Source organism: Anaerohalosphaeraceae bacterium (assembly GCA_035378985.1).
Lineage (GTDB): Bacteria > Planctomycetota > Phycisphaerae > Sedimentisphaerales > Anaerohalosphaeraceae > JAHDQI01.
Map to the genome: position 1 here is coordinate 141,134 of DAOSUR010000007.1, position 10,795 is coordinate 151,928.

The 10,795-nt window shown below is 53.1% G+C and carries 6 protein-coding genes, 2 tRNA genes and 1 rRNA gene; 5 read left to right on the forward strand and 4 right to left on the reverse strand.

Annotation, left to right across the window (positions count from 1 at the left end; translation table 11 throughout):
• Positions 1-58: 58 nt before the first annotated feature.
• Positions 59-514 carry a RidA family protein gene (locus PKY88_07090; protein ID HOQ04962.1) on the forward strand — a complete coding sequence of 152 codons (456 nt, stop codon included), beginning with the start codon at positions 59-61 and terminating at the stop codon, positions 512-514.
• On the opposite strand, the gene PKY88_07095 is transcribed toward PKY88_07090, so the two are convergent.
• From PKY88_07095 to PKY88_07110, 4 genes are all read right to left on the reverse strand, one after another.
• Positions 515-2,506 (reverse strand): DUF4954 family protein, encoded by a 1,992-nt coding sequence (locus PKY88_07095; GenBank protein ID HOQ04963.1) that lies wholly within the window; start codon positions 2,504-2,506, stop codon positions 515-517.
• Positions 2,507-3,034: 528 nt separating this feature from the next.
• A complete protein-coding gene (locus tag PKY88_07100) occupies positions 3,035-3,838 on the reverse strand; it encodes a PP2C family protein-serine/threonine phosphatase (protein HOQ04964.1) in 804 nt (267 codons plus the stop codon).
• A gap of 135 nt (positions 3,839-3,973) precedes the next feature.
• Entirely contained in the window at positions 3,974-4,693 is a 720-nt protein-coding gene (locus PKY88_07105) for a YggS family pyridoxal phosphate-dependent enzyme (protein ID HOQ04965.1), read from the reverse strand.
• 58 nt (positions 4,694-4,751) lie between these two features.
• Positions 4,752-5,897 (reverse strand): DNA topoisomerase IV subunit A, encoded by a 1,146-nt coding sequence (locus PKY88_07110; GenBank protein ID HOQ04966.1) that lies wholly within the window; start codon positions 5,895-5,897, stop codon positions 4,752-4,754.
• Positions 5,898-6,404: 507 nt separating this feature from the next.
• On the opposite strand from PKY88_07110, the gene PKY88_07115 reads away from it, so the two are divergent.
• The 4 genes from PKY88_07115 to PKY88_07130 form a co-directional block, all read left to right on the forward strand.
• Positions 6,405-7,400 carry a bifunctional oligoribonuclease/PAP phosphatase NrnA gene (locus PKY88_07115; GenBank protein HOQ04967.1) on the forward strand — a complete coding sequence of 332 codons (996 nt, stop codon included), beginning with the start codon at positions 6,405-6,407 and terminating at the stop codon, positions 7,398-7,400.
• Between the two features lie 406 nt (positions 7,401-7,806).
• A tRNA-Ile gene (locus PKY88_07120) sits at positions 7,807-7,880 on the forward strand.
• Between the two features lie 78 nt (positions 7,881-7,958).
• Positions 7,959-8,031 (forward strand) — tRNA-Ala (locus PKY88_07125).
• Positions 8,032-8,205: 174 nt separating this feature from the next.
• Positions 8,206-10,795 (forward strand): 23S ribosomal RNA (locus PKY88_07130); the annotation flags it as partial.

Below are 10,795 nucleotides of genomic sequence, written 5' to 3' on the forward strand. Positions count from 1 at the left end.
GACCCAAAGGGGCTTGTTTGTCATTATGAGAAAGGTTTGAAACGGAAAGGTTGACTCCATGCGGAAAGCGATTCAGACGGAACGGGCCCCGAAGGCAATCGGACCGTATTCGCAGGCGGTTCAGGTCGGACAGACCCTGTACATATCGGGACAGCTGGGTATTGACCCGGCCGCCGGACGGCTTGTGGACGGCGGGACTGCCGAGCAGGCCCGTCAGGCCCTTCTTAATATTCAGGCGATTGCTGCGGCGGCCGGTTTTTCCATGCAGGATGTCGTGCAGGTCCAGATTTTTCTGGCGGATATGACCGATTTTGCCGCCGTCAATGAGGTGTACAAGACCTTTTTCCAGGAACCGTATCCGGCCCGGGCCGCCGTCCAGGCGGCTGGGCTGCCCGCAGGTGCACGCATTGAAATTTTGGCCGTAGCCCAGAAGGCTGCCGGTCTTTCCATCCGGCGTCCGGGCCCGTCCGCCGCGCGGGCCGCCGAGCACCCGTATGCGGATGAATACCTTTGATTACTGCAGGGCTTTGAGTTTTTCCGTCAGCTGCTCGATGGTCTTGTTTTCCTGATCCAGCTGCGACTGGAATGTCTGGATAATGGGGTCCTGCTCCAGCGTTCCGCACACGGCGGCAAAATCCTCCGACGCAAACTGTTCCGGATCGTCAATCCCGTAGCCGATCTGCATGACGGGTTCGAATTCTTTTTTGGCGTCTTCGGTCTGGGCCAGCACAATCTGCCGTGATGCATTTCGCGTATCGTCCAGAATCCTCAGCAAATCCCCAATCGTCCATTGACGGACGGTCTTGCCCAGTTCGGCCTCCAGATTTTCCTTCACCCACGCCCATTCATATTCGGCATAATTCTTAAACAGAGACTGAAGCCGCATTTCCACCGCTGCAATCGTGTCAATGCGTTCTTCTTCGATATCGAACAGCAGCGTTTCGAGAAAGGCGGCCGGCGCAATCAGCCCTCCGCAGTCAATCCAGTCTCCCTCGCCGAGATTGACGGTTCCGGTGAGTTTTTCCCGCAGGTCTATCAGGGAAATAAACTTCTGCGAAGACAGACGGCGAATCAGCACGCGTCCCAGATACTGCTGAAGTGCCCAGCGGTACAATTCCAGACCCCGCTGGGGCATACAGATTTTCAGTCCCTGATGCCGAACAGACTCGGCCTCGGAAGGATTCCGGCTGAGCAGATCGGCAAGGAGCTGAATCCCCCGTTTGAGCTTGCGGGCAATGTACGGAGTCATCACGTCGCTGATTACTGCATCGAGTTTGGTCGGGGCCTTGCGTACATCGCGCTGACGCCATTTTATCTGGTCACGGATGAGCCCGATGTTCGCCAGGTTCTGTCCCGGATACAGCACGCTTTCGCCTGGACGTTCAATGATGTAGGAGAAGGGCAGGTCGGAGGTGTCGAGGTGTTCGTTGTGTCGTCCGAGCACGACGGAAAAAGCGCCGATTCGGGCCGGCCAGGCAAGGAAAGCCCCGGAACCGGTTTTTACGCCGCGTTCAAAGATGCCCTGCTGATTCGGGCCGAGCCGATACATGTGGTTGGCCTGATTGGTGCCGCTGCCGGCGTTGAAGAAACTGCACAGACCTGCGATGAGCAGGGTGGATTTGTGCTGGCTGACCGTGAACGGCCCGGCGAACATTGAATAGGCCTGGCCCTGTCCCATCGAACAGTTGGCGAAAAATACCGAGTCCTGGGCGGTAAACGAACGGGACAGCTCTGTACCCTGGCCGACAAAGCACCGCCGAAGAATCACAAAATTCCGCACGCGGCTGCCTTCACAGAGGATAAAGTCGTTGGCAATCACACCCGGACCCACATAGGTCGGGTCGGACAGGTCGCTGCGGATGGTTCCGTTTTCCAGCAGAACCGCCCCCTCAATCCGGGCCGACGGTCCTATGCAGACATCATGAATGACGCCGCAATGAAGAATTTTTGCATTTTTGCGTATCCATCCCCTTGGAGTTTTCGTTTCCTCAATAGCATCGTTGATTAAATGGCGGAGGCGTTCAAGGAGCTGGGGACGGTGCCGATACATAGCCAGCAGGTAGGCCAATTGAGAACTAAGCCGTTCGAAGAGGGGGATTGCCCGTTTGCCGTTTTCATTGACCACGGCGGCAAGGGTTCCATTGCCGAAGGCGCTTTGGCTGTCACATTGAAGAGATGCAACGTCTTCAATCCACACGCCTTCCTCGATGGTATAGTTGGCAATGACATCCCGGACGCCGCTGATCCGAACATTATCGCCGATGGAGACATCCTGTAAGGTCAGATGATAAAGGCCGACGGGCCGGGGAATGCCGGCTTCCTCGACGGAAACCGGCTCAAAAGCCCCGAGGTGAACAGCCCCCGAAAAATGAACATGATGGACAAAGGCGGGGTTGAAACCGTCGGTTACTTTGATTTGGTTCCAGTTCAAGGCGGTGCATCCCTGGGCGGTGAGGACCTCAATTTCCTTTTCCTGAAGGGGTCTATATTGGTTCGGCTGATTCATAAGGTTCTATCCTGTTTGGAAAACACTTTTTATTTGTTCTGTCTGGGGCAGGATTGTAGCGGCAGATTTGCCGGCTGGCAATGGAAAAAGAGATAAACGATGCTGTGGTCAGGAATTCGATAATCGCCGAGAATCTTCGGTTCCGGTCTTGGAATGCGGTTTTTGTGGGTTTGTATCGGGAAAAGTATGGATAAGAAATACGCCCAAACGTATCTGAAACAGCCCAAGCGTGCTGTGCAAAAGCCAACAGGAGCCGGTAATCAGGGGATAGACGCTGGACAGCAGGAAGAAGGGAAAATTCGACATACGAAACTCGAAATCCGAAGACCGCCCAGCGAAGGGGGGAACAGAAGAAGTCGACCGTTATCAGGCAACAGTTATCAGTGAGCAGTTGTCAGCGGACAGCGGAAAGAGGCGGGACGAGCATTTCTCTTTCCCGGGGCTTCTGTCGCGTGCTATAGGGATTGAGAGAGAAAAGAAATCTCTTCGATGCGTTGTGTTCCTTCCTTGCTTTTAAGAGAAATCGGATTAGATGACTTGGAGGGCGAGAGCCGTGATGTCATCTTTTTGTCCGGGAGCGGATTTGAAGGTGTCGGCCAGATGGTCGAGGGCGGCAATTAATTCGTCCACGGGCAGCGTGCAGAGGTCTAAAAAGGAGAAATGGAAACAGAATTCGGTATCTTTGCCGGTACCGATGAGCGGTTCGGCACCATCGGAATAGAGCAGCAGTTTATCGCCCGGGCACAGCTGGATGCACTTTTCCTCAAACTGGGTTTGTTCAAAGACGCCGAGCAGGCCGCCGCGGGATTCGAGAAGTTTGGGTTTTCCATCGCGGATAAGAATCAGATAAGGATGTCCGGCGCGGGCCCATCGGGCCTCGAGGGTTTTACAGTTCAGCAGGAAATAACAGGCGGTTGAAAACAGACACCCCTGGAGTTCCTGTTCTATCATTTTCAGGTTCAGGTTGCTGATGACTTGTTTGGGCGGAAAAATCTGCCAGCTGTGCTCATAGGTCTGCCGCATGACCATCGCTTGTTTAATGAAAATGGTCAGCAGGGCGGCGGGTATGGAGTGGCCGACCGCATCGGCAATGTAGAAGCCGATATGCTTTTCATCCAGCCGGCGGGCGTCGTAAATATCACCGGAGACCCATTCAGCAGGGCGAAAGAGGGCGGCAAAGTGAAAATGTTCTGTATTCGGAAGCCGGGACGGCAGAAAGTTGCGCTGGACACGGCCGGCCATCTCGAGCTGTTCAGCGATGTCCGGCGACAGCGTGTTCTGGATGTTTTGTGGGATTTCCGTTTCCGAAATCCGGCCAATTTTTTGGGTCATAATACCCCTGTTTCTGAGGTTTGTCTTTTGGCTTTGCCTATTTTATCGTCCTATCTGTGAGGGTGCTTGAGGAGGACGATTTAAAATAGGAAAAATACAGCATAAGAGAGTATTATCGGACGTTTTCGAGTTTCATTACGCGAAGACGGCCGAGCCGATTCGGAGGATGGTGGCGCCTTCCTCGACCGCGATTTCATAATCCTGGCTCATCCCCATGCTCAGGTGCTTGAATTTGGCGCCGGCGATATTTTCTGCGCGGATTTCTTCGAAGATTTCGCGGCAGCGGGCAAAGCAGGCCCGGACAACCTCCTTATTCATTGTCAGAGGGGCCATGGTCATTAGTCCGATAAGACGCAGATTAGGCATGGAGGCAATCTGTTCGGCCAGATGAACGGCCGCTCCGACAGGGGCGCCGTATTTCTGGGGTTCTTCCGAGCAGTTGACCTGAAGGAGGACGTTGGGATGGTGGTCGAGTTTGGCGGCGACAGTGTTGATTTCTTCGGCCAGGCGAAGAGTATCAACCGAATGGATGTAATTGCAGATTTGCAGAGTCTGCTTGACTTTGTTGCGCTGGAGATGGCCGATCATATGCCAGCGGACCTGTTTGGGGAAGGAAGGATTTTCTGCCTGCTGCTTAAGAAAGGCGTCCACTTCATCCGCGATTTGCTTTAGGTGCTGGACGCGGTTTTCGCCCAGGTCGGTAAACCCGAGCCGGATAACCTCCTGAATGGCGGCCATAGAGGCGGTTTTGGTGACGAGGATAAGCTGGACTTGTTCGGGCTCGCGTCCGCTTCGGCGGCAGGCGGCCTCGATATTTTTCTGAATGGTCTGAATGCGTTCTGCAATGGTACTCATAACGATCATTGACCAGACGAATTCGACGCAGTTATTTTTTCTGATTTTTCCGGCAATTTCAAGGCAGAAACCGAGAGGGGTCTTTAAGCTTTGCCGGCAGATATTCATTGACCACAAAATCCAGGCCGTGTTTGGCAAAGGCCTGCTGCTCGACACGCACACCCATGCTGAGCATCTGATTGATGGCGATTTGCCAGGGTTTATGGTGCTTGACGAAGGGGTCGTTTTTCAGGGCGTCCTTGGCTCGTTTGATATCCACGTCTTTGAGCGGATGGGTCGGCAGCTGATAGTCTTTGATGTCCTGCGGCGTAACGCCCAAAAAGGTGGCCTGCGGGACGCAGAAAAATTCATTCAGATGGGCGGCGTTTCCGGACCCGACCTTGAGGGTTCGGTAGATGTTGAAGTAGCCGTACGGGTCGCCGTCTACAAAGGCATACACGGGGATTTTCAGCTCGTCGCTGAGCCGGCGGATAAAGCGGCGTGCCGCCCGCGTGGGAACTCCGCCCATGCTGACGAGGATGCAGTCGGCTTTGTCCCAGTAGTCGTATTTGACCAGACGCTGGAACATACCGGCGGTTTCGATGGCCAGGATAAACTTGGCCTTGCTCTCGAATTGCAGATCTTCAACGGCGACGGGGATGGAATAGGCCCCGGAGCCGAACTTGGTGCAGTCGATGCGGAGTTTGCGGCCCTGCGCATCTTTGTCGATGACGAACAGGCGTCCGGCGACATCGCCGCCTTTTTCTTCAGGAACAAACTTAAGCTGTTCGCGATTGACGCCGAACATGGCTTCGATGTCATCCATGATGGTGTCGGACTCGGGCTGTTCATCGAAGCCGGCTTTGCCCCAGTTTTTGGAAATGTAGTAGGCCTCTCGTTTGGTAGCCATATCATCGGTTTCAATGAGCTCTTTGGAGAGGGCCATCATCTTGAGGGTCTGGGCGAAGGTTTTGACGGTGCTGACGGTCAGGGTGCGGCGTTTGGTCTTGCCGACCATTTCAAAATGGCCTTTCTGCGGGATGTATTTGACGTTGGCCAGGGAGCGGATGGGCGTGCTCATCGTCGGCTTTTGGTTTTTTTCGATTTTTTCATAGACGTCACGCGCATTGGCGATGATTCGCCGCAGGACCGGCGAATTGGCGGCGGTTTTTTGTTTTTTTTCTGACGGCTGGGGGGCCGATTTTTTCGACGAACTATGAGCCATTTTGTTTTTCTCCTGATGATGCTCTGTCTGATGGGGGATACTTTATGCGAAAAGGGAACGGCTTGCAAGAATGAAAGGGCTCTATGAGAAAGACTGATAAGGAGAAAGGAAAATAAAAATTTTAAAATTGGTTCTTGACAGGGCGGAAAAGTTCCGATATAAGGAGTGATGGAAGTTAAGTTGCGAAAAGCAACTTGACCATAGTCCTCGGCGAGGCTAAGTGGTCATCCGTTTTCCCCCCCAGACGGACCCACATCCTCGCCAATTTTTTGCGCAAAGACTTGATTTTGGGGAAAGCAATTCATCTAACTTCTTTTTTTATAAGGATTTATCTTTTGTTTTGCCCGGCTTTTTTAGAGAAAAGGTTGTTGTTGTACAGGATATAAGGAGTCCATATTTCGTTTTCTTTTTTCTGTTTCGGTTTTTTGTTGGATTTTCTGAACTCTATCGGGCAATTTTTAGGGGAAAAACCGCTGGAGAAAAATTCAGACAAAAGGAATAGAAGATATGGATTTTCAAAAGGCCCTTCAGCTGATTGACAGCTCCCGCCGAATCGTCGTTACCAGTCATGTCCGTCCGGATGGAGATGCCTGCGGGTGCATGCGTGCGCTGATGGAGGCGCTGCGCCGTTTGGGCAAAGAGGTGTCTGCGTTTCTTTTGTCGCCGCCGGCTTCGTGGTATGCGGAACTGTTTGGAGAAAAGGTGCCGGTATTGGGAAATGATTTGAAGCCGGAGGATTTGGCGGCAAAGCCGTGGTCCGAGACGAATTTGGTAATTCTGGTGGATACGAACAGCATCATCCAGCTGCCGGGGCTCGAAGGATGGCTTGCGGAGCGTTCCAAAAAGAAGGTGCTGGTGATTGACCATCATATTACAGGGGATGGTTTGGGGGATGTGCAGCTGCTGGATGCAGAAGCGGCAGCGGCCGGCGAGATTGTGTTTGATTTGTTTAAGGCCGCCGGCTGGCCGATTACGCCTTCTGCAGCGGAGGCGATTTTTGCGGCGATTTCCTCGGATACGGGCTGGTTTCGCTTCGGAAATGCCGACAGCCGAATCTTCCGCACGGCGGCGGAACTGATCGAGGCGGGGGCTCGGCCGGATGTGCTGTACCGGCTGATGTATCAGAGTTTTACACCGGCTCGTCTGCGGCTGATGGTTCGGATGCTCGAGCATCTGGAATTGCATGAACAGGAGCGGATTGCTTCGCAGTATATTCTGCGCAGCGATTTTGAGCAGACGGGGGCGAAAGGTCCGGATACGGAAAATCTGATTGATGAATGCCAGCGGCTCCGGACGGTGGAGGCGGCGTTTCTGCTGGTGGAGCTTTCCGACGGGCGGTTTCGCTGTTCGCTTCGCAGCAAGGGAACGGTGGATGTGCGGGTGATTGCTCAAAAATACGGGGGCGGCGGGCATACTCTGGCGGCGGGCGTAACGCTGGAAGGACCCCTGGAAGCGGCCAAGGAGCGGATGGTTCAGGAAATTGCCGCTCAGTTGAGGAGATAAAGTGTCTGGTTTTGTAAAGAGGCCTTATTTCGGCACTTGGATAAAACCCCGGGGCCTTTTCGCCGATATTTTCTGATGAGCCGAAAGAAAATGAAAAAAATTTTTAAAAAATCCTGTTGACGTTTTCTTCTCTGCCGGTAAACTTATTTTTCTGGAGTGAGGAACGGGCAACGTGATGAAAACAGTGAGCGGCATAGCAGTTTTGAAAAAAAATCGAAAAAAAAGATTTTGTACTTGACTGCTCATCGGAAGTCGTTAGACTTCTGGATCTCAGCAAATGTCGCTGATAAAGATGGGCAGCGGCATTTTTTATTGCTCTTTAAGAAGCGAATAGACGATGGTTGAGTGTTGAGAGCCGACTGGTTCTTCAGGACAAACGTCTTGCTGTCCGGTGCGGCTACCTGTCGGGCTCGTAGCTCAGCTGGTTAGAGCGCACGCCTGATAAGCGTGAGGTCGGAAGTTCAAGTCTTCCCGGGCCCATTCCTTGGCCTTCGGTCAGGGAAGCACACAAGGCCGAAATCCTGAAAAGAGAAACAAGGGATTTGAGGCGAAGGGTCCGGGGACGTAGCTCAGCTGGGAGAGCGCCGGCTTTGCAAGCCGGAAGTCGTGGGTTCGAGTCCCATCGTCTCCAATGGTTCAGAATCGGCCCCAAGGGCCGAGCTGATAAAAGCTCTTTGACAAGTGCAGATTGGTTCAATCGTGGGAAATGAAACATTCGTTTCATTCACCACTCAAGCGTCAAGACCAACCTGTACGGCACAGCGATGTGCCGTCGGCGAAAGGCCATGCAATCGCGGATTGATATGGTCAAGTTACTAAGAGTGTATGGGGGATGTCTTGGTGTCGAGAGGCGATGAAGGACGTGGCAGGCTGCGATAAGCCCGGGGCAGGAGCCGAGCATCCGTTAATCCCGGGATGTCCGAATGGGGAAACCCGACGGAAACGGGCAACCGTCATCCGTCATCCATGGCTGAATGCATAGGCCATGTGAAGCGAACGCAGGGAACTGAAACATCTTAGTACCTGCAGGAAAGGAAATCAACCGAGACTCCGTTAGTAGCGGCGAGCGAAAGCGGACGAGCCCAAACCCCGCACCTATTTTTGCTCAGGAGAGATGCGATGAGCTGTGTGTATGTGCTTGTGGAAGAACTGAGTCGAAACGTTTATATTGGATATGGTTCCGACTTAAAAAAAAGAATCCGTCAGCCTAGGGACGGATGGGGAGCTAAAACCACAAGGCATAGAACATGGCATCTGGTATATTACGAGGCATACGCGGATGAAAGCGATGCCTGCAGACGAGAACAACGGCTCAAGCAGGATGGACGAGCCAGACGACAGTTGTATACCGGAATTCAGAGCTCTCTTGCTGGTCAAAAATAGGTGCGGGGGGTTGCGGGCGCCGATCAGGAGTTACAAAGACACGGCCAGCAAAACGGTCTGGAAAGTCCGACCACAGAAGGTGATAGTCCTGTATGCGAAAGCCGGTGTCCTCCGTTACGTTCGGCGTACCAGAGTAGCACGGAGCTCGTGGAACTCCGTGTGAAGCCGGGGGGCCCACCCTCCAAGGCTAAGTACTCCTCGACAACCGATAGTGGAAAAGTAGCGCGAGCGAAAGATGAAAAGGACCCCTACGAGGGGTGTGAAAAGGACCTGAAACCATACACTTACAAGCAGTAGGAGCCCTATGTCCCGCACCTATTTTTGGCCAGAAGATGATTCGGAATAGAATTATTTTTGTGGTCAAAAATAGGTGCGGGAAACGGGTGACTGCGTGCCTTTCGCATAATGAGCCGGCGAGTTACTGTTTGCGGCCAGGTTAAGCACTTCAGGTGCGTAGCCGCAGCGAAAGCGAGTCTGAATAGGGCGTTCAGTCGCAGGCAGTAGACGCGAAACCACGTGATCAATCCATGGCCAGGTGGAAGGGGATGTAAAAATCCCTGGACGACCGAACCCGTTAACGTTGAAAAGTTATGGGATGAGCTGTGGAGAGGAGTAAAAGTCTAATCAAACGTGGAGATAGCTCGTTCTCTCCGAAATAGCTTTAGGGCTAGCCTCGAGTGGTCCCTGCTGGGGGTAGAGCTACTGATTGAGGATAAGGGGCTACCCGCCTACTTACCTCTACCAAACTCCGAATACCAGCAGGTACAGCCCGGGAGTCAGTCTGTGGGGGATAACCTTCATGGTCGAGAGGGCAAGAACCCAGACCGCCAGCTAAGGTCCCGAATTTCGTGCTCAGTTACTAAGGAAGTCCGATTGCTGTGACAATCAGGATGTTGGCTTAGAAGCAGCCACCATTTAAAAAGTGCGTAATAGCTTACTGATCGAGCAGTTGGGTGCCGATAATAAACGGGAATAAGCCGAAAACCGAAGCTGCGGATCCGCGCAAGCGGGTGGTAGGAGAGCGTAGCAGTCAGCGTCGAAGCGGTACGGAAACGAGCCGTGGAGCGGCTGCTAGTGATTATGCCGGCATGAGTAACGATAAAGCAGGTGAGAATCCTGCTCGCCGAAAACCTAAGGTTTCCTGGGGAAGGTAAATCCGCCCAGGGTTAGTCGGCCCCTTAGTCCAGGCCGAAAGGCGTAGACGATGGGCAGCAGGTTAATATTCCTGCACCATGTTGTCGGACGACGGAAGTGACGCATCTTTCTCCGGTCATCCCGCGACTAGTCGTGCGGGTTCCGCAAGGACGAGGCCGTTTTACGATGCCGAAGTGACCCGAAAAGGTGCCGAGAAACAGCTTCCTAAGGATGATGGCAGCATGACCGTACTAAAACTGACACAGGTAGGTGAGGAGAGTATCCTCAGGCGCTCGAGAAAACTGTCCTTAAGGAACTAGGCAATTTGACCCCGTAAGTTCGCGAAAAGGGGTCCCTCCGGGTGCTGTTATTTCGATAGCAGCATGCCGAGGGCGCAGTGAATCGGCTCTGGCGACTGTTTACCAAAAACACAGTTCTCTGCGAACACGTTAAAGTGGATGTATAGAGAATGACGCCTGCTCGGTGCCGGAAGGTTAAGGGGATGGGTTATCCCGCACCTTTTTGCCCAGGAGAAAGAAGATGTTTTATGTGTATGTACTGCTGAATCCGCAAAAAGGCCGGACGTATATTGGATATACAAAAGACCTGAGACGGCGGGTCAAAGAGCACCAGCAAGAAAAAGGTGCTCGATATACCCGACGCGGTGTTTGGAATCTGGTGTACTATGAGGCCTATGCGGATCAAAGGGACGCCGCTCTTCGAGAACGGCGTCTTAAACAGGATGGGCGAAGCAAGACACAATTGCTTCACCGGATTCAAAATTCTTTAACTGGTCAAAAAGGTGCGGGAGAAGCTCCTAACTGAAGCCCCGGTAAACGGCGGCCGTAACTATGACGGTCCTAAGGTAGCGAAGTTCC